Here is a 19,048-nt window from a genome sequence, read left to right as displayed (position 1 = left end):
TCTGATTTATTCAACAAAGCCCCTCTGAAGGGAATATTTTATTTATAGAGGCGATGGAAGTTATTAATAGGGTTAATGACTTTAAAACTACTGCCAGGAAAATATCGGAAGGGATGGAATCAGAGGTGTCCCTGGTCGTGGACATTATGTTCCCTATGGGTTTGCTAACTGCGGCAGTTAAGGAGTTACATGAAAGCTATGATAGCGTCGCAGTTAATATTACTGTTAATGCTCTGGGGGGCACAGTACAGCCTTTATTGGATAAATCCTGTCAGATCTCGATAATCGGTTTTCTTCCAGAGCTACCGCCTTCAATTAGCTGTGATTTTCTGCTGTCTACCTCGCATGTTTTTGTCGCATCTCATGACCACCCGCTATCACTACAAAGTTCAGATCTCTCCAGAAAAGAGGTCAGCAAACATGTTCAACTCATAATAATTGATAAAACTAATGTTTCTAAAGACCTTAATTTTGGTGTCGTATCGCCGAAGGTGTGGAAGTTAACGGATTTGTCGGTCAAAAGAGAGTGTCTATTGGCAGGACTTGGTTGGGGAAGCATGCCATACCAAATGGTAAAGCAAGATATCGAAGATAAAAGACTCACCCCGCTTAAAATAAAAGATATGTCAGAAATGTTCTTCTTAATGCCGATGTCCGTGGCCGTTAACTCATCCAATCCACCTGGCCCTGCGGGCCGCTGGTTGGTTAATAAGTTGAAAGCGTTGAGTGCCAAATATGAAGGGGAAAACCCTGGCGAGGGTTCGAAAGATCGATAACATAGGCTGCCTGGATTTTACTGATAAAAGTCATTAAATTAATTATACCTATAGTGACTAAACCTACCTGACTGGGAAAAATGACAAAATTAATTGAATTTAGCGCCATTACCGAAGCAGCAGAACGGCTCAACGGTAAAGTTATTCGTACCGCCACTATTCCAGGGCCGAAACTGACCGAAAAACTACAGAGGCCGGTTTTTCTGAAACTTGAAAACACGCAGCTTGGTGGTTCTTTTAAATCACGGGGCGTGCTTAACAAGTTTTTGAGCCTGGCGGGCGATGTTAAAGATAAGCGGTTTGTGGCGGTGAGTGGCGGTAATTTTGGCATTGCGATAGCCGAGGCGGCGAAGATCTTTGGGGCTGATGTCACTATCATTATGCCGAAAAGTGCTCCGGCAACCGCCATCTACCGGGTGGGTGAACTGGGCAGCTCTGTTATCGTGGAATCTGACGTTCACGCTGCGTTTGAGCGGGCTAAGGCTTTGGCTGAGCAGGGATACGTAGTCATTGATGATTGCAACGACTCGCTGATCGCCGAAGGGCACGGAACCCTGGCGCTTGAGTTCATTGCCGACTGCCCGGAGCTTACCGACGTCCTGGTTGCGGTGGGAGGTGGCGGTATGCTGGCCGGTGTGGCAACCGCGCTAAAAGCCATAAAGCCAGAGATTAGAATTTGGGGGGTTGAAACCTCTGGGGCAAGTTCGATGCACCAGGCATTGTGCGCCGGCAAGCCGGTGAACATTGAGGTCACTTCAATTATTTCTACTCTCGGTGTACCTGTCATTGATAAAGTGATGCTGGCCCATGCTCAAGCTTATATCGAGGAAGTGGTTGTGGTATCGGATAAGGCCGCGATAGAGGGAATGGTGGCCTTTGGCGAAGAGGCAAAACAATGGGTTGAACTGGCGTCCGGGACGCTGATACCTGCGGCTATGACCATTGCTCCCCAACTTCCCGCTGACGCCGTCATCGGGATTGTCGTGTGCGGTGGAAATATCTCCCATCAGGACATGTCTAAATGGCTTAGCTACTCGCAAACCCTGTGATTTAGCCCCTGCGGAGTTTATTCAGGCAATAAAAAACCCGATAGTCTTGAACCTAAAAAGGCGGGACTAACGGGCTCCACAAAATGGGGACATCAAAGAAAAGCAGTGGCACTAATTAAGACTACCCCCTGAAAGGAAAGTTCTCACCGGGGATAAAAATTTCAAATTATTTTTGCCACTGATTCATCTTCTTTGCTTATCGGTTAGCCGAGGATCCCCGGCCATAACACCACAATCAGCGAGCCCGCCAGGGTTAACAGTACGTTAGCGATGGCGTAGGTCCCGGCATAGCCCAGCGCCGGGATGTTGCTGCGCGCGGTGTCGCTGATAATTTCCATCGCGGGTGCACAGGTGCGGGCCCCCATAATCGCACCGAACAGCAGGGCGCGGTTCATACGCAGCACGTAGGCGCCGAACAGGAAGCAGATCACCACCGGTACCAGACTGACGATTAACCCGGAGATTAGCATCTGGCCGCCAACGGCACCGAGGCTGTTGCCGATACCGGCACCGGCGCTCAGACCGACACCGGCCATAAACACCATCAGGCCGAACTCTTTCACCATGTTTAGCGCGCCCTGCGGAATGTAGCCGAAGGTCGGGTGGTTGGCACGCAGGAAGCCGAGCATGATGCCTGCCATCAGCAGACCGGCGGCGTTGCCGATGCCGAATGAGAAATTGCTGAACTGAATGGTGATCTGGCCAATCAGCAGCCCGATGATAAAGAAGGCGCAGAAGGCCAGCAGGTCGGTGACCTGGCTGTGGATTGAGATAAAGCCGATCTTCTCCGCCACGCTTTTCACCCGTCGGGCGTCGCCACTGACCTGCAGCACGTCACCTTTGTTGAGCACGATACTGTCGTCGATAGGCATTTCAATCTGACTGCGGATCACCCGGTTGAGGAAGCAGCCATGATCGGTCAGCTTCAACTGGCTCAGGCGCTTGTTCACCGCATTGCTGTTCTTGACCACGATCTCTTCGGTGACGATGCGCATGTCCAGCAGATCACGGTCGAACACTTCTTTGCCATTACGGAAGCTGGGATCCAGCCGCGCATGGGCATCCGGATAACCAACCAACGAAATCTCATCGCCCACCTGCAGCACGGCGTCGCCGTCCGGGTTAGCCAAAATACCGTTGCGGCGGATACGTTCGATATAGCAGCCGGTCTGACGATAAATGCCCAGCTCACGCAGATTTTTGCCATCGGCCCAGGCCACCAACTCCGGGCCAACGCGGTAAGCGCGGATGACCGGCAGGTAAACCTTGCGTTGGCTATCGGTGTCCAGGCCGCGTTCACGGGCAATTTGCTGGGCAGAGGTGGAGAGGTCTTGATGTTGCAGCTTGGGCAGATAGCGCGCGCCGAAAATCAGGCTCACCAGGCCAATCAGGTAAGTCAGTGCGTAGCCGAGGCTCAGATGATCCTGCGCCGCCAGCAGGGCGGGACCATTGGTGATGGTATTACGCAGCGTATCGCCGGCGCCCACCAATACCGGGGTCGAGGTCATGGATCCGGCGAGCATGCCGGCGGTCAGGCCGATATCCCAATGGAACAGTTTGCCGAGGCCGATGGCGATCACCATTGCGGAACCGACCATCACCAGCGCCAGCATCAGGTAATTTTTGCCGTCGCGGAAAAATATCGAGAAAAAGTTAGGTCCGGCTTCCACACCCACACAGAAAATAAACAGCATAAAGCCGAGATTCAGCGCTTCGGTGTTAATGGCGAAGTGTTGTTGGCCGAGCAGCAGCGAAACCACCAAAACACCAATGGAATTACCGAGTTGAACGGAGCCCAGACGGACTTTACCGAGGCACAGCCCCAGTGCGAGTACCACGAACAGTAACAGGATGTAGTTACCGTTTAACAAACTAGCGACGTTTATGTTCACGTAGGATAACTTATTGTTTACCAGTAAGTGCTTGATATAGATAAATATAAGATATAAATTCAGTCAAAAAGCGACGTCATAAATAACTAACCAGCGAAAGGCGATTCGAACCATCGATCGGCGGCGTTTATTCTAGTCGCTATGGCGCGTGACAGCCAGCATAAAGCTGGATCCATGCCCTGCCGAAAGCATTTAACTCTCTTTAGGCCAAGGAAAAAGTTCAGTTCAGCATTGTCGGTTTACGGCAAGGCGTCACCGGCTTTGTGGCACGGCTGATTTTTACGGTGGTTAACGAGGTTAAAGGGGAGGGGGCATGGCGAGTGAACGGTATTGGTGGGGAATTTTAAGCTGTTTTCTGCTGTTCAGCCTGGTGTATCTCGGCCAGCAGAGTGGGGCATTTGGCAGCACGGATCATGAGCATCGGGGTGAAACCGGCCTGCTGCTGTTTGTGCTACCCGGCGTGGTCGCGAGCTACTTGTCGAGCAAAAAACGTATTCTCTGCCCGCTGTTGGGGGCGTTGTATGCACTGCCGCTGTGTCTGGTCATCCGTCATTTCTGGCTAACGCCGTCTGCCTCGGTCTGGCAGGAACTGGCTTATGCGACCAGCGCAGTGTTCTGGTGCGTGTTCGGTGCGTTGCTGGCTCTGTTTGTGCGTAGCCTGTTGCAGGCCTACCGCCAGTGTCATCGTGGCTAACGGCAATAAAAAAGGCGCTCTAAGCGCCTTTTTGTCGTTCTGCCTGAAACTTACTGGAACAGGTTCAGGTTGTCTTTGGCATAAGCTTCGAAATCGGTGCAGCCGCCGATGTGTTTCTCATCGAGGAAAATCTGCGGTACGGTTTCTACCGGCTTGCCGACGGTTTTTTCCAGGTCGGCCTTGGTGATGCCTTCAGCGTGGATATCAACATAACGGAAGTTGAAATCGTCACGTTCTTCAGTCAGTTTTTCCGCCAACTCTTTCGCACGGACACAATAAGGACAGCCTGGGCGCCCGAAGATAACTGCAAACATGCAACACTCCTTAGATTGATATTCAATAATTTACTCGCAACTGCAATGACATTCTGTCAGTCAAAAAAGACTTAAGCTTGAGCATTACCCGCATTGATGGCGACTACTATGCCCGTTGGGTCGGCGAAAAAAAAGCAGGAATTACCTGTTACTCTGATTCATGTAACCGATTAAGCCGCCGGGGCTGTCGTCATCAATGGGAATTCACTACACTGGAGGCAGAGCTTCTGGAGAAGAAAAATATGCGTTCATTCGGTGACTTACCGCGTACGGTGCTGGTTTTGGAAGGGCTGGGGATGCTGTTGTTGGTGCTGGCCTATTTGAGCATTCACAGCCACGTTCAATTGCCGGGGTGGCTGGCTTCACAGCAGGCGGCGGTGGGGATGATTTTCCTCGGCGTGGCGCTGATGGTGCCGGCAGCGGCGTTTCTGGTTTGGCGTGTGGTGCAGGGGTTTGGCCCGTTGATGCGTGGTGGTCAGCCGCCGCAGAACGATCGACCCAAGTCTGCAGCAAAAATAACGCCGGACGATAAAAACGACAATGAGCCGCGTGCCTGAGTCACGGCCGCCGCTGACAGGCCTGCCAGGCAGGTGTTTGCCTTTTTGGGGTGACAAGTGAAAATTGCCATTCTTTCGCGCGATGGAACGTTGTACTCATGTAAGCGTTTGGTTGAGGCGGCGGAGCAGCGCGGCCACAGCATTGAGGTTATCGATCCGCTCTCCTGCTATATGAACATCAACCCGGCGGCACCGACTATCCATTATCGCGGTCGTCAACTGGAGCGTTACGATGCGGTGATCCCGCGTATCGGCTCCGCCATCACCTTTTACGGCACCGCGGTGCTGCGCCAGTTTGAACTGCTGGGCAGCTACCCGCTGAATGAGTCGGTAGCGATCACCCGTGCACGCGACAAACTTCGTTCGCTGCAGTTGCTGGCGCGGCAGGGGATCGATCTGCCGATCACCGGGTTTGCCCATTCGCCGGACGACACCGGGGATTTGATCGAACTGGTCGGCGGCGCGCCACTGGTGGTCAAGTTGGTGGAGGGCACCCAGGGTATCGGCGTGGTACTGGCGGAAACGCGTCAGGCGGCGGAAAGCGTGATTGATGCCTTTCGCGGCCTTAACGCCCATATTCTGGTGCAAGAATACATTCGCGAGGCACAGGGCAGCGATGTGCGCTGTCTGGTGGTGGGCGGAAAAGTGGTGGCGGCGATTGAGCGCCAGGCCAAACCCGGGGAGTTTCGTTCCAATCTGCACCGTGGCGGCACCGCCCGCAAGGTGAACATCACCGCCAAAGAGCGGGCGATTGCGGTCAAGGCCGCCATTACGCTGGGGCTGGACGTCGCCGGGGTGGATATTCTGCGTGCGGCGCGTGGTCCGCTGGTGATGGAGGTCAATGCTTCGCCGGGCCTGGAAGGGGTGGAGAGCACCACCGGGTTGGATATCGCCGGCAGGATGATCGAGTATATTGAGCAGCGCGGCAGGCCAGGTTTTAGGTTGAAATCGGGCGGATAAGTGGCTTGCAAAAAATTCGCCTTTCCGCGGCTGGAGTTGTGGCTTTTTCTCAACCATATTTACCTTAATAGCGAATTAAGCCGCATTGATCGTGGCGTAGCGGGGCAATATTCCGTAAGCTATGCGCCTTTTCGCGTTTTGAATATTGTGAGGCTGGTATTATGGATTCACTCATTGTCCCTGATTTGGCATTGTTACGACGCTGGCTGGATCAATCGGGCATTTCTTTCTTTGAGTGCGATTCCTGTCAGGCGCTGCACCTGCCGCACATGCAAAATTTCGACGGCGTATTCGATGCCAAGCTCGATCTGGTCGACAACGTGCTGCTGTTCTCTGCGCTGGCCGAGGTGAAGCCGACCGCCTTGATCCCGCTGGTGGCCGATCTCAGCCAGATCAACGCCAGTTCGCTGACCATCAAAGCCTTTGTTGATATCCAGGACGATAACCTGCCGAAGCTGATCGTCTGCCAGTCGCTGAGCATCGCCGTTGGCGTCACGCTGGAGCAGTTCACCCACTTTATGCAGCAGGGCGAAGAGCAAATCTCGATGGTGATCCTCGAGGCGCGGGCGAACGATCTGCTGTTTATGGGTGACGAAGAAGATAACACGGCTGCGACTGACCGCCTGCCAATGCTGCACTGATCCCCACTGTACATTATGTGTGCCGCTGCTCTGGCGGCATGCTGCCGTTATTCCCTTCCGCAATAATATATTCTGCGTTTTACCCTCTGTTACCAGATATTCTTCGTCGTTTATGCCCTTAATGCCGTATCACATACAGACAAACTGCATAAAAAATCGATAAAAGCCGGTTTTAACCCCGGAGGCTGGTGCGTTCCGGCAACAGCGGTTATGCTGCTGATTCTGCTAAGGGCTTGCGATTCCCCTGGTGACCATGCGGGCTGAGCAACTGAAAAAGGCGTATGCAATCAATTGCATAGCCATTCAATCCGCGGTTGCAACGATTGCGCTCGATCAGGAAAGGTTTTGTATCCTTTCGCGATACAAGTTCAATTCTATGATTCACCCCTGTTTTGGAGGAAGTTACGGATGGTCACCCAACGTAAAAAGTGGTTATCGGGTGTTGTTGCCGGCCTGCTGATGGCCGGGTCCGTCACAGCGTCAGCCGAGGAAAAAACGCTGCACGTCTATAACTGGTCCGACTATATTGCGCCGGATACCTTAGCCAAATTCCAGAAAGAAACCGGCATTAAAGTGGTGTACGACGTCTTTGACTCCAACGAAGTGTTGGAAGGCAAGTTGATGGCGGGCAGCACAGGTTATGATCTGGTAGTACCTTCATCCAACTTCCTTGAGCGACAGTCGAAGGCCGGTATTTTTGAGCCGCTCGACAAGAGCAAAATGCCGAACTACAAAAACCTTGATCCCGAGATGCTGCAACTGGTGGCTCACAATGACAAGGACAACAGGTACGGTATTCCTTATCTGATGGTGACCACTGGCATCGGCTATAACGTCGATAAAGTGAAGGCGGTGCTGGGCAAAGATGCCCCGGTCGACAGCTGGGATCTGATCCTCAAACCGGAAAACCTCGAGAAGCTGAAGAGCTGTGGCGTTTCCTTCCTGGATGCGCCAAGTGAGGTGTATGCCACCGTGCTGCACTATCTGGGCAAAGATCCCAATAGCACCAACGCAGCGGATTACACCGGTGCGGCCAACGATCTGCTGCTCAAGCTGCGGCCGAACATCCGTTACTTCCACTCTTCCCAGTACATCAACGATCTGGCGAACGGTGACATCTGCGTAGCGATCGGCTGGTCCGGCGACGTGATGCAGGCGGCCAACCGTGCCAAAGAAGCGAAGAACGGCGTGAACGTCGCCTATGCGATCCCGAAAGAAGGGGCCCTGACTTACTTTGACATGTTTGCCATGCCGGCAGATGCCAAAAATAAGGACGCTGCCTACCAGTTCCTGAACTTCCTGATGAAGCCGGACGTGATGGCAGGGATCAGCAACTATGTGTACTACGCCAACGCGGTGAAAGATTCCACTCCGCTGGTCAATGCCGAGGTGCGCGACAACCCGAACGTGTACCCACCGGCCGATCTGCGCGCCAAGCTGTTTACGCTGAACGTGCAATCGCCGAAGCTGGACCGTGTGATTACCCGCGCCTGGACTAAAGTTAAAAGCGGGAAATGACATACCCTAAATAATTCGAGTTGCATCAAGGCGGCAAGGCCGTAAATCCCTGGGAGCTTAGTCAACTAAGTGACTGGGGTGAGCGGGCACAGCCAACACAGAGGCAGCTTGAAGGATGATGGGTAGGGGCTCAGTACGCTGAGCCCGGTATCATACCAGCAGGCGGGTGCTCCCCGCCTGCGTTGCCATTTTGGGCCATGGCAATCGCCGTGGTTTTTTGTACTGTTTGCACCGGAGAGCACCCCGATTGAACGACGCTATCCCTCGTCCTCAAGCCAAGTCGCAGAAGGTCTTCACCCCTCTGCTGGAAATCCGTAACCTCACCAAAACCTTTGATGGCCAAAACGCGGTCGAAGACGTCAGCCTGACCATCTATAAGGGCGAAATATTTGCCTTGCTGGGCCCCTCCGGCTGCGGAAAATCGACGCTATTGCGCATGCTGGCCGGCTTTGAACAGCCGACGGAAGGGCAGATTGTGCTCGATGGGCAGGATATGTCGCACGTGCCGCCTTACCAGCGGCCGATCAACATGATGTTCCAGTCCTACGCGCTGTTCCCGCACATGACAGTAGAGCAAAACATCGCCTTTGGCCTGAAGCAGGACAAAATGCCGCGCGCAGAAATCGCCGCTCGGGTGGCGGAGATGCTGTCGCTGGTGCACATGCAGGAGTTTGCCAAACGTAAACCGCATCAACTGTCTGGTGGTCAACGCCAGCGGGTGGCACTGGCACGCAGCCTGGCCAAACGGCCGAAGCTGCTGCTGTTGGATGAGCCGATGGGCGCCCTGGATAAAAAGCTGCGTGACCGCATGCAGTTGGAAGTGACGGATATTCTTGAGCGGGTCGGTGTGACCTGTGTGATGGTTACCCACGATCAGGAAGAAGCCATGACCATGGCGGGGCGTATCGCCATCATGAACCGTGGCAAATTTGTGCAGATCGGCGAGCCAGAAGAGATCTACGAGCATCCCAACAGCCGCTTTAGCGCCGAATTTATTGGCTCGGTCAACGTGTTTGACTGCGTACTGCAAGAGCGTCATGACGATGGATTGATCCTGCAAAGCCCCGGCCTGCGCCATGCGATTAAGGTGGATTCCGATGCCTCGGTCGTGGACGGCGTGCCGATCCAGGTTGCGCTACGGCCGGAAAAAATCATGTTGTGCGAAGACGTACCGCAAGACGGCTGCAACTTTGCGGTCGGGGAGGTGGTGCATATCGCTTACCTCGGCGATCTGTCGATCTACCACGTGAAGTTGCACAGCGGTCAGATGATTAGCGCCCAATTGCAGAACGGCCACCGATTCCGCAAAGGGATGCCGACCTGGGGCGATGAAGTCCGCCTGAGCTGGGAAGCCGACAGCTGTGTCGTGTTGACGGTGTGAGTTGAGAAGGTGAGGAATAATCATTATGACAATGCTTGCTGAACGCACGCCGCCGGAACCTCCTGCCAAAGGACCCGGTCCGCTGAAAGCTTTTTTCCAACGCCTGCAGATGGCTCATGGCCGCAAGCTGGTGATTGCGATGCTGTTGCTGTGGTTGACGCTGCTGTTCTTGTTGCCGTTCCTGATTGTGTTCAAGATCAGCCTGGCGGAACTGGCGCTGGCCGTGCCGCCTTACACCGACCTGATGAGTTGGGCAGACGGCAAGCTGGACATCGCGCTCAATTTCGCCAACTACCTGCAATTAACTGACGATCCGCTGTATCTGGACGCCTATCTGCAATCGCTGCAGGTGGCGGCGGTGTCGACGGTGTGTTGCCTGATCATCGGCTACCCGCTGGCCTGGGCTGTGGCACACAGCAAATCCTCAACCCGCAATATCTTGCTGTTGCTGGTGATCCTGCCGTCGTGGACCTCGTTCCTGATCCGCGTCTACGCCTGGATGGGCATCCTGAAAAACAACGGTATTCTGAATAATTTCTTGTTGTGGTTGGGGGTAATCGATCAGCCGTTGGTGATCCTGCACACCAATCTGGCGGTGTATATCGGCGTGGTGTATTCCTATCTGCCGTTTATGGTGCTGCCGATTTATACCGCGCTGACGCGGCTGGATTATTCGCTGGTAGAGGCTTCGCTGGATCTGGGCGCCAAACCGTTGAAAACCTTCTTCAGCGTGATTATGCCATTGACCCGTGGTGGCATTATTGCCGGTTCGATGCTGGTGTTTATTCCGGCGGTGGGTGAGTTCGTGATCCCCGAACTGCTGGGAGGGCCGGACAGCATTATGATCGGGCGGGTGCTGTGGCAGGAGTTCTTTAATAACCGCGACTGGCCGGTGGCCTCGGCGGTTGCTACCGTCATGTTGCTGCTGTTGATCGTGCCGATTCTCTGGTTCCACAAGCACCAGAATAAGGAAATGGGGGGGCGGGGATGAACAACTTGCCGGTAGTGCGCTCACCGTGGCGTATCGCCATTCTGGTGATAGGCTTCACCTTCTTGTACGCACCGATGTTGATGTTGGTGATCTACTCGTTCAACAGCTCCAAACTGGTGACGGTGTGGGCCGGTTGGTCGACGCGCTGGTATACCGCGCTGTTCCATGATTCGGCGATGATCAGTGCCGTCGGGCTCAGCCTGACCATTGCGGCCGCCTCAGCGACTGCCGCGGTGGTGTTGGGGGCGATTGCAGCAATGGTGATGGTGCGCTTTGGGCGTTTCCGGGGGTCAACCGGCTTTGCCTTTATGCTGACCGCTCCACTGGTTATGCCGGACGTGATCACCGGCCTGTCGCTGCTGCTGCTGTTTGTGGCGATGGGGCACACCTTTGGCTGGCCGTCGGAACGGGGCATGTTCACCATCTGGCTAGCGCACGTCACCTTCTGTACTGCCTATGTTTCGGTGGTGATCAGTTCGCGTCTGCGTGAGTTGGATCGCTCGATCGAAGAGGCGGCGATGGATCTGGGCGCAACGCCGTTGAAAGTGTTCTTTGTGATCACTTTGCCGATGATTGCCCCGGCGCTGATCGCCGGCTGGATGTTGGCGTTTACCTTGTCGCTGGACGATCTGGTGATTGCCAGCTTTGTCGCCGGACCGGGGGCGACCACCTTGCCGATGTTGGTGTTCTCCAGCGTGCGCATGGGGGTTAATCCGGAAATCAACGCCCTGGCGAGTTTGATCTTGCTGGTGGTCGGCGTTATCGGCCTGATTGCATGGTGGTTTATGGCGCGCTCGGAAAAACAGCGATCGCGCGAATTACAAAAGGCTGCCCGTAGCTGAGTCTGATTAAACCTGCTATTTTTGCAATTATTGGTATTGCAATTGATTACCTGACTTTATATATCTCGTTTGAATATACCCTATAGCTTTCGAGTTACAGCTAGGCGGCCAGCTCGCTCATCCCCAGGCGCTTACTTAAGTAAGTAACTGGGGTGACAAATCTGCCGGGAGCAGATTTGAACGCTGCTAGCAGCGGCCCCAAAGGGGGGTGGCCCATGGACGGGCCACATAACTGAGCGCAGGTAACAACGCTGTAACTTGAAAGATGACGGGTATAGGAGGCGTTTCGTTGCGGAACATGGACATGTCAAACATGCTGAATAGCAGGCAGGGAATGAGAACGACTTCAGATGCGCCAGTGCCGGTGATGGTGGCCGGAACGGCGATGGTGGCGATCAAGTGCATCAGCGTGCTGTTGCTGTTGGGCGAGCTGGGCGTCGATGGCGCTCAGGAGTTTGTCAGCACCAGTGCGCAGGCCTGGGATTCCACCCTGATATTTTTGGCCGGTCTGGTACTGCTGTGCCTGCAAATTAGCTGCGGTTTCGCGGTGATGCGCGGTCGCAACTGGGGCCGTTGGGTCTATGTGGCCTGCCAGTGTCTGGTGGTTGGTTATCTGCTGTTGGCGACTATTGGCAGCTTTCTGCCGGAGGTGTTTACCGTCGAAGGTGAAACCAGCGGCCAAATTCTGCACGTGCTGATCCTGCAAAAAATCCCGGACGTCGTCATTCTGGCGTTAATGTTTGTTCCCGCCACCAGCCGCCGTTATTTCGCCGCGCGCAATTGAGATTTTAACGGCGTAGAGTGATAAACTTTGCGCCCTTAATTATTCACCCCGAACTCAGGGTTATCTTCATGCATTGCGCTTTGTATACGGCGGGCACCTGCCGTTCCTGTCAGTGGCTGGAAAAGCCTTACCCGCAGCAACTGACGGACAAACAGCATCATCTGCAATCACTGCTGGCCGACCGTGACGTCGCACAGTGGCTGGAACCGATCGCCGGTGAGCAGAGCGCATTTCGCAATAAAGCCAAAATGGTGGTCAGCGGCAGCGTAGAGCGTCCGCTACTTGGCATGCTGCATCGCGACGGTACGCCGGTGGATCTGAGTGCCTGCCCGCTGTATCCGGCCAGTTTTGCGCCGATGTTCGATGTGTTGAAAAGCTTTATCGCCCGCGCCGGTCTGACGCCCTACAACGTGGCGCGTAAACGCGGTGAACTGAAGTACCTACTGCTGACTGAAAGTACCCACAGCGGTGGCGTAATGCTGCGTTTTGTACTGCGTTCCGATAGCAAACTTGCGCAACTACGCGCAGCGCTGCCGTGGCTGCAACAGCAGTTGCCGCAGCTCAGGGTGATCTCCGCTAATATTCAGCCGGTGCATATGGCGATTATGGAAGGGGAACGGGAGATCCCGCTGACCGGGCAGCAGGCCCTGGAAGAGCGGTTTAATCAGGTGCCGCTGTACATCCGCCCGCAAAGCTTCTTTCAGACCAATCCGCAGGTGGCCGCCGAACTTTACTCCACCGCTCGCGACTGGGTACGGGCGCTGGCTATCGACAGCATGTGGGACCTGTTCTGCGGTGTGGGTGGGTTTGGCCTGCATTGTGCCCAGCCGGAAACACGGCTGACCGGCATTGAGATCAGTGCCGAGGCGATTGCCTGTGCGCGCCAGTCGGCGGAAACCCTGGGTTTGCAACACGTCGATTTTAAGGCGCTGGATTCTACTCAGTTCGCTACGGCCGAAGGCAGCGTGCCGCAACTGGTGCTGGTCAATCCGCCGCGCCGCGGCATTGGCAAGGCGCTGTGCGACTATCTGAACCAGATGGCACCAGGCTATATTCTGTATTCGAGTTGCAACGCCGAGAGCATGGCGAAAGACATTGAGATGTTGCCGGATTACCGCATCGAGCGCGTGCAGCTGTTTGATATGTTCCCGCACACCGCCCATTACGAAGTGCTGACGCTGCTGGTTCGTAATTAAAGGCGTTTTTTGGCTGAAGTATAGGCTTCGGAGCGTTCACGTTTACCTATCGAAAGTACCAGCACCACAATCTCCTCGCCGATGACGCGATAGACCAGCCGGTAGCCCGAAGCCTTGAGTTTTATTTTATAACAATCAGGCAGGCCGGATAGCTTATTGGCGGGGACCAACGGGTTTTCCACCACGGCCACCAGTTTCCTCTTGAACTGCTCTCGGATCACCGGAGCCAACTTCTTAAATTCCTTCAGTGCATGTTCTTCAAATTCAAGATTATAAGTCATCCAGATTGACCTTAATACGTTTGCCACTCATCCGTGAGCGGACTATTTCAGCGAGTTCGATATCTTCCAGGCATTCAGCAATGGCTTGCCAGGTTTCGGGAGAGACGTAATAGCCGGAAATTTTTCCATTAGTAAGCACGGCGACGGGCTGTCCGTTGGCTTCTTTAAGTGCCGCGTTGGGTGACTTTTTAAAATCGCTGATGCTGACAGCTGAATCAGCCAGAATGGGTTGGACGATCATAGTATTTCCTTTGGTATTAAATTTAGTATCAAATTTAGCACTGAAAGGGGCTGTGGGCAATGTTGTGGCTATGGTAATAGGCAGGCCGTCCATCGGTGCGCCAGGCACAGGTATCTCGGGTTTAAAGAAAACTTTGCCATCACACTCAGGGCGTGGCATCCCACGCCCTGAACAGCGCTTACTGTGGGAACCACTTGTCGTTAATGGCTTTGTAGGTGCCGTCGGCCTTGATGGCGTCCAGCGCGCTATTAAGCTTGGTCAGCAGCGCCTGATTGTCTGGTCGTACCGCAATGCCCAGTCCGGTACCGAAGTATTGTGCATCGGTAACATGCTCGCCGACCGGGGCCAACTGAGGGTTGTTCTTCAGCCACTCATTTACCACGGCAGTGTCACCGAAGACCCCGTCAATGCGGCCATTTTTCAGTTCGAGAATGGCGTTCTGATAGCTGTCGTAAGAGACGGTGTTAATCTCCGGATGCTTGTCCTGCATGTATTTTTGGTGAGTGGTGCCGTTCTCCATGCCGATCTTTTTCCCTTTCAGATCCGCCAGCGAGCTGAACTTACCTTTCTCGGCAATCACAATCGCCGAGTTGGCGTAATAGGGCTGGGTGAAGGAAACTTGCTTGCTGCGCTCGGGCGTGATGTCCATTCCGGAAATCACGGCATCGTATTTCTTGAATTTCAGCGCGGCTATCAGGCTGTCGAAGGCCTGGTTGGTGAAGGTGCATTCGGCCTTCATTTGTTTGCACAATGCGTTGGCCAGATCGATATCGAAGCCCACGATCTTGTTATTGGCATCCAGCGACTCGAACGGCGGATAGGTGGCGGAAGAGGCGAAGCGAATGGTCTCGGCTGCGCTGGCGTTGAAGGCGATGCCCGCTAATACCGTGGCGGCCAGTAATAGTTTTTTCATGCTTAAAACTCCTGTCTGCAAGTCTGCGTGTTTTTATCTCGTCACCGCTTGATTTTACTGACAATAACCCAGATGTTTTGGCGGCTGTTGCTCGGTGTTAACCCTGCCATTTAATGAATTAATATGCAATATAAATGATTAAAAATTTGCATTGGGTATAAAAAAGCCCCGCGCGATGGCAGGGCTTTGAGAGCGTGGGTCAACTCACTCAGTTGCGGCGTTCGAAAGCCAGCGCCCGGCGTTCCACCAGACGCATCAGCAGCGTCAGCAGGCCGTTGACGCACAGATACACCAGCCCGGCGGCACCAAACACCATCACGTCGTAGGTACGGCCATACATCAGTTGGCTGTAGCCCATCACTTCCATCAGAGTGATGGTGTAGGCCAGAGAGGTACTTTTGAACACCAGCACCACTTCGTTGGAGTAAGACGACAGCGCACGCTTAAAGGCGAACGGCAACAGGATACGCAACGACTGTGCGCGTGACATGCCGAGCGCTTCGCACGATTGCCACTGACCGGCCGGGATCGCTCGCACGGCACCGTAGAACAGTTGGGTGGTGTAGGCTGCACTGTTCAGCGCCAATGCGATCATTGCACACAGCCACGGCTGCGACAGCAAATCCCACAGCCACGGATATTCGCGGATCGCCGGGAACTGGCCTGGGCCGTAGTAGATCAGGAAGATCTGCACCAGCAGCGGCGTACCGGTGAACAGGGTGATGTAGATTTTCACCAACGGCGTCAGGATCGGCGTTTTCAGCGTCAGGATCACCGTCAGCACCAGTGACAGCACCAGCGCCACGATCAGGGCGGTAATGGTCAGCGTCAGGCTGGTGTGCAGCCCTTTGAGAATTTCAGGCAAGAACTCAAACATCAGGATGGCCCCCGCTCAAAACGCGTGGTGCGCAGTTCGATGCGTTTAATGATGTACTGGCTGAACAGGGTGACCACCAGATAAATCGCCGCCGCAATCACGTACCAGGTAAAAGGCTCCTGGGTGCGGGTAGCGATGCTTTTGGTTTGCAGCATCAGATCGTTAACGCTGATCAGTGACACCAGCGCGGTATCCTTCAGCAACACCAGCCACTGGTTACCCAGGCCGGGTAGGGCATGACGCCACATCTGCGGCATGATCAGGCGAAAGAAAATCGCCGTGGTGCTCATCCCCAACGCCTGACCGGATTCCCACTGTCCCTGCGGTACGGCCTTCAGCGCGCCGCGCAGCGTTTGCGAGGCATAGGCAGAATAGAGCAGGGCGAGGGCAATTACGCCGCACAGGAACGGGCTGACTTCGAAGTTATCAATCGCCAGTTGGACCGGCAGTTGGAACAGGCCAAGGTTCAGGGTGAAGCCATCGGACAGCATCAACAACAGCTGCGATGAGCCGAAATAGATGAACAGCACCACTAGAATTTCCGGCAGGCCGCGCAGCAGGGTGACCCAGGCGGTGCCGAGCCAGCTAACCACTTTCCAGCGTGATGACTCCCAGACGGCAAACAGCATCGCCAGGATCAGCCCCAGGATAAGGGCACAAACGGCAAGGCCGACGGTCATCCCGGCGGCGCTTGCTAAAGGTTGAATTTCATTCATCGGAGTTGATTACTGCTGGAACCATTTTTTGTAGATGGTTTGGTAAGTCCCATCCTGTTTGATCTTGTCCAGAGCGGCGTTGAACTTGCCCTGCAGATCGGTATTTTTCTGGCGAACGGCAATGCCCAACCCGGTACCGAAGTAGTCTTTATCGGTCACCTTATCGCCTACGGCGGCCAGTGCCGCATTTTGTTTCAGCCATTCGTTGACCACCGCAGTGTCACCGAACACCGCATCAACGCGGCCATTTTTCAGATCCAGAATGGCGTTCTGATAGCTGTCATAAGGCACGGTGGTGATTTCCGGGTGCTTGTCGGTCAGGTATTTCTGATGGGTGGTGCCGTTCTGCACGCCCACTTTCTTGCCTTTCAGCGCAGCGACATTAGCCACTTTGCCTTTCTGGGCGACAAACAGGGCGGAGTTGTCGTAATACGGCTTGGTAAACAGCACCTGTTTTTCACGCTCAGGCGTGATGTCCATACCGGCCATCACCGCGTCGAAACGCTTGAACTTCAGGCTTGGGATCAGGCTGTCAAAGGCCTGATTGGTGAAAGTGCACTCGGCCTGGATCTCTTTACACAGCGCGTTGGCCAGATCGACATCAAAGCCCTGGATCTTGTTGCTGGCGTCAATAAATTCAAATGGAGGATAAGAAGCTTCGGTAGCGAAACGGATAGTTTCGGCTGCGGAGGCGGAAACGCTGATGCCAGCCAGAACGGCGGCGATTATTAGTTTTTTCATCGCAAACTCCCCAAATTACAGCAAGTAGAATTGTTAGTGTGATAAGTAATTGGCAAACTCGGTGGTCTGTGGATGCTTGAAGTGACTGGCATCGCCCTGTTCCACAACGTGGCCGTTTTCCATGTACACCACGCGGCTGGCGGTTTTGCGCGCCACTTCCACTTCGTGGGTCACGATCACCTGGGTGATGCCGGTGCCGGCCAACTCGCGAATGATGCTGACGATTTGGGCGGTAATTTCAGGATCCAGCGCGGCGGTCGGCTCATCAAACAGCAACACCTGCGGTTCCATCATCAGCGCGCGGGCAATGGCCACGCGTTGTTGCTGGCCACCGGAAAGGTGCAGTGGGAAACGATCGGCAAAGTCGGTCAGGCGCAGGCGCTTCAGCAGCTTGTCGGCACGCTCCATCGCCTGAGCCTTGGTCAGGCCCAGTACGCGACACGGTGCTTCGATCAGGTTTTGCACCACGGTGAGGTGAGGCCAGAGGTTGTATTGCTGGAAGACCATGCCGACATTCTGACGCAGCTCGCGAATGGCTTTTTCGCCCGGAGCCTGTTTGAAGTCGAATTGATTACCGGCAATCTGCAATTGGCCTGAACGTGGCATTTCCAGCAGATTTAACACCCGTAGCAATGAGCTTTTCCCCGCGCCGCTAGGACCCAGCAGCACTAAGGTTTCCCCTGCTGGGCAATCCAGCGTGATGTCAAACAGCGCCTGATGTGCGCCGTAATAGCAGTTGATACCGTTAAGTTGAATGCTCATGCGCCAAAATTGAATAGATATTGATGCCGCGAATGTTAACTTCCACAGAATACTTATGCAATCTTTGTGCGTTAAAATTTATTACTGCGCGGCAGAATAGTAAAAGGATAGCACAAGATACCGCGACTCAGGTTCGAAGGGGGGATTTGTCGTGCATGCTGTGAGGTAGGTAGCGAAATTTCTCAAAGTGAACAAATGTTGAGCGCGATCAGGGCATTTTTCTAACCACCGGCACTGTGGGGCACCGGTGGTTGAGTTGGTTTACTGGTTTTCCAACACCTGGCGCAGCGTACCGCTGGCGGCGTGTGGCGGTACGTTCAGATAGCGGATGTCGTCGACCACCCAACAGGTGCCCTCACGTACCATCAGCACTTCATCCTGCCAGTTGACCGCGCTGCCGCCGTCTTTCTGGTAGCTGAGCTGAACGCGCAGCGGGATATTTTTGGCATCGGTATTAGGAATGGTCGACGCGCTGGCGACGGTTGCGCTGGTCGGCCCCTGAGCATTGCCGGTGAACAGATCGCCAGTGATCTGATGCTTGCCCGGGTTCTGGTTGGCCGTCACCAGGTCCTGGTACAGCACTTTACTCAGGTAAGGTTGCAGTTGCGCCAGACGGTTGCTGTCCGGCAGGGTGGTGCCGGTACCCTGTTGCAGACGCAGATCGTAAAATTTCTGTGCGACCGTATCCGGGCCGCCTTCCACACAACCGCCGGTACGGGTGCCGATATCCTTGAATGCCGGTTCAACGGTGGTGCAGGCACTCAGTAACAGCGCTAAGGGCAAAACTGCTGCAATCGTTTTTGTTTTCATCTCATTACCTTATGTGAAAGTCTCTACCATGAAGACCACTAGCCTACAGTATAAATGCGATTTCGGGCCTTGCATTCGTACTGCGTGCCATTTCATCAGAGTGCCTCCGGGA

Annotated in this window: 22 protein-coding genes; 12 read left to right on the top strand and 10 right to left on the bottom strand. The window is 54.4% G+C overall.

What is annotated here, in order from left to right; genetic code table 11:
• The first annotated feature begins 53 nt into the window (after positions 1-53).
• Positions 54-776 carry a substrate-binding domain-containing protein gene (locus BEI65_RS22085; protein WP_099065109.1) on the top strand — a complete coding sequence of 241 codons (723 nt, stop codon included), beginning with the start codon at positions 54-56 and terminating at the stop codon, positions 774-776.
• Positions 777-856: 80 nt separating this feature from the next.
• Positions 857-1,825 carry a threonine/serine dehydratase gene (locus BEI65_RS22080; protein ID WP_099065108.1) on the top strand — a complete coding sequence of 323 codons (969 nt, stop codon included), beginning with the start codon at positions 857-859 and terminating at the stop codon, positions 1,823-1,825.
• A 203-nt stretch (positions 1,826-2,028) separates the two neighbouring features.
• Here the strand turns inward: BEI65_RS22080 and BEI65_RS22075 are convergent, their stop codons facing one another.
• The gene (locus BEI65_RS22075) at positions 2,029-3,717 is read right to left on the bottom strand and encodes an aspartate:alanine antiporter (RefSeq protein WP_085116017.1); all 1,689 of its coding nucleotides are present in this window, start codon (positions 3,715-3,717) and stop codon (positions 2,029-2,031) included.
• A 313-nt stretch (positions 3,718-4,030) separates the two neighbouring features.
• Between BEI65_RS22075 and BEI65_RS22070 the strand changes: the two genes are divergently transcribed.
• Entirely contained in the window at positions 4,031-4,411 is a 381-nt protein-coding gene (locus BEI65_RS22070; protein ID WP_099065107.1) for an inner membrane protein YbjM, read from the top strand.
• Between the two features lie 50 nt (positions 4,412-4,461).
• Here BEI65_RS22070 and BEI65_RS22065 read toward each other — a convergent pair whose 3' ends face one another.
• Positions 4,462-4,725: a GrxA family glutaredoxin gene (locus BEI65_RS22065; protein WP_099065106.1), complete on the bottom strand. Its 264-nt coding sequence runs from the start codon at positions 4,723-4,725 to the stop codon at positions 4,462-4,464.
• 242 nt (positions 4,726-4,967) lie between these two features.
• On the opposite strand from BEI65_RS22065, the gene BEI65_RS22060 reads away from it, so the two are divergent.
• The 9 genes from BEI65_RS22060 (at position 4,968) to rlmC (ending at position 13,595) form a co-directional block, all read left to right on the top strand.
• Positions 4,968-5,282, top strand: coding sequence for a YbjC family protein (locus BEI65_RS22060; protein WP_099065105.1), 315 nt, complete (start codon positions 4,968-4,970; stop codon positions 5,280-5,282).
• Between the two features lie 57 nt (positions 5,283-5,339).
• Entirely contained in the window at positions 5,340-6,242 is a 903-nt protein-coding gene (rimK, locus tag BEI65_RS22055) for a 30S ribosomal protein S6--L-glutamate ligase (protein WP_099065104.1), read from the top strand.
• Between the two features lie 161 nt (positions 6,243-6,403).
• Positions 6,404-6,883 carry a YbjN domain-containing protein gene (locus tag BEI65_RS22050; RefSeq protein ID WP_099065103.1) on the top strand — a complete coding sequence of 160 codons (480 nt, stop codon included), beginning with the start codon at positions 6,404-6,406 and terminating at the stop codon, positions 6,881-6,883.
• 408 nt (positions 6,884-7,291) lie between these two features.
• Positions 7,292-8,401 carry a spermidine/putrescine ABC transporter substrate-binding protein PotF gene (potF, locus tag BEI65_RS22045; RefSeq protein ID WP_099065102.1) on the top strand — a complete coding sequence of 370 codons (1,110 nt, stop codon included), beginning with the start codon at positions 7,292-7,294 and terminating at the stop codon, positions 8,399-8,401.
• A gap of 247 nt (positions 8,402-8,648) precedes the next feature.
• Entirely contained in the window at positions 8,649-9,782 is a 1,134-nt protein-coding gene (gene potG / locus BEI65_RS22035) for a putrescine ABC transporter ATP-binding subunit PotG (protein ID WP_099065101.1), read from the top strand.
• Positions 9,783-9,807: 25 nt separating this feature from the next.
• Positions 9,808-10,773: a putrescine ABC transporter permease PotH gene (gene potH / locus BEI65_RS22030; RefSeq protein WP_369804778.1), complete on the top strand. Its 966-nt coding sequence runs from the start codon at positions 9,808-9,810 to the stop codon at positions 10,771-10,773.
• Complete coding sequence (gene potI, locus BEI65_RS22025) at positions 10,770-11,615, top strand: putrescine ABC transporter permease PotI (protein ID WP_099065100.1); 846 nt, start codon at positions 10,770-10,772, stop codon at positions 11,613-11,615. Before potH ends, potI begins: the two co-directional genes overlap by 4 nt.
• 304 nt (positions 11,616-11,919) lie before the next feature.
• The gene (locus tag BEI65_RS22020) at positions 11,920-12,399 is read left to right on the top strand and encodes a YbjO family protein (protein ID WP_099065099.1); all 480 of its coding nucleotides are present in this window, start codon (positions 11,920-11,922) and stop codon (positions 12,397-12,399) included.
• A 68-nt stretch (positions 12,400-12,467) separates the two neighbouring features.
• Positions 12,468-13,595 carry a 23S rRNA (uracil(747)-C(5))-methyltransferase RlmC gene (rlmC, locus tag BEI65_RS22015; RefSeq protein WP_099065098.1) on the top strand — a complete coding sequence of 376 codons (1,128 nt, stop codon included), beginning with the start codon at positions 12,468-12,470 and terminating at the stop codon, positions 13,593-13,595.
• Here rlmC and BEI65_RS22010 read toward each other — a convergent pair.
• The 8 genes from BEI65_RS22010 to BEI65_RS21975 form a co-directional block, all read right to left on the bottom strand.
• A complete protein-coding gene (locus BEI65_RS22010) occupies positions 13,592-13,876 on the bottom strand; it encodes a type II toxin-antitoxin system RelE/ParE family toxin (protein ID WP_085116027.1) in 285 nt (94 codons plus the stop codon). The genes rlmC and BEI65_RS22010 overlap by 4 nt on opposite strands.
• Positions 13,866-14,117, bottom strand: coding sequence for a prevent-host-death protein (locus BEI65_RS27420; protein ID WP_085116028.1), 252 nt, complete (start codon positions 14,115-14,117; stop codon positions 13,866-13,868). The genes BEI65_RS22010 and BEI65_RS27420 overlap by 11 nt, the downstream gene beginning before the upstream one ends.
• Positions 14,118-14,295: 178 nt before the next feature.
• Positions 14,296-15,030, bottom strand: a complete 735-nt coding sequence (locus BEI65_RS22000; protein WP_099065097.1) for an arginine ABC transporter substrate-binding protein — start codon at positions 15,028-15,030, stop codon at positions 14,296-14,298.
• Positions 15,031-15,238: 208 nt separating this feature from the next.
• Positions 15,239-15,907 carry an arginine ABC transporter permease ArtM gene (gene artM / locus BEI65_RS21995; RefSeq protein WP_085116031.1) on the bottom strand — a complete coding sequence of 223 codons (669 nt, stop codon included), beginning with the start codon at positions 15,905-15,907 and terminating at the stop codon, positions 15,239-15,241.
• Positions 15,907-16,623 carry an arginine ABC transporter permease ArtQ gene (gene artQ, locus BEI65_RS21990; protein ID WP_099065096.1) on the bottom strand — a complete coding sequence of 239 codons (717 nt, stop codon included), beginning with the start codon at positions 16,621-16,623 and terminating at the stop codon, positions 15,907-15,909. Before artQ ends, artM begins: the two co-directional genes overlap by 1 nt.
• A 9-nt stretch (positions 16,624-16,632) precedes the next feature.
• Positions 16,633-17,364 carry an arginine ABC transporter substrate-binding protein gene (gene artJ / locus BEI65_RS21985; protein ID WP_099065095.1) on the bottom strand — a complete coding sequence of 244 codons (732 nt, stop codon included), beginning with the start codon at positions 17,362-17,364 and terminating at the stop codon, positions 16,633-16,635.
• A gap of 33 nt (positions 17,365-17,397) precedes the next feature.
• Positions 17,398-18,126: an arginine ABC transporter ATP-binding protein ArtP gene (artP, locus tag BEI65_RS21980; protein ID WP_099065094.1), complete on the bottom strand. Its 729-nt coding sequence runs from the start codon at positions 18,124-18,126 to the stop codon at positions 17,398-17,400.
• A gap of 261 nt (positions 18,127-18,387) precedes the next feature.
• Positions 18,388-18,936 carry a lipoprotein gene (locus BEI65_RS21975; protein ID WP_099065093.1) on the bottom strand — a complete coding sequence of 183 codons (549 nt, stop codon included), beginning with the start codon at positions 18,934-18,936 and terminating at the stop codon, positions 18,388-18,390.
• Positions 18,937-19,048 lie beyond the last annotated feature (112 nt).

It is taken from the genome of Serratia sp. BW106, assembly GCF_002607755.1.
GTDB classification, from domain to species: Bacteria; Pseudomonadota; Gammaproteobacteria; order Enterobacterales; family Enterobacteriaceae; genus Serratia; species Serratia proteamaculans.
The sequence above is the reverse complement of the archived record's forward strand: the minus strand, read 5'-3'. Positions and strand labels throughout refer to the sequence as shown.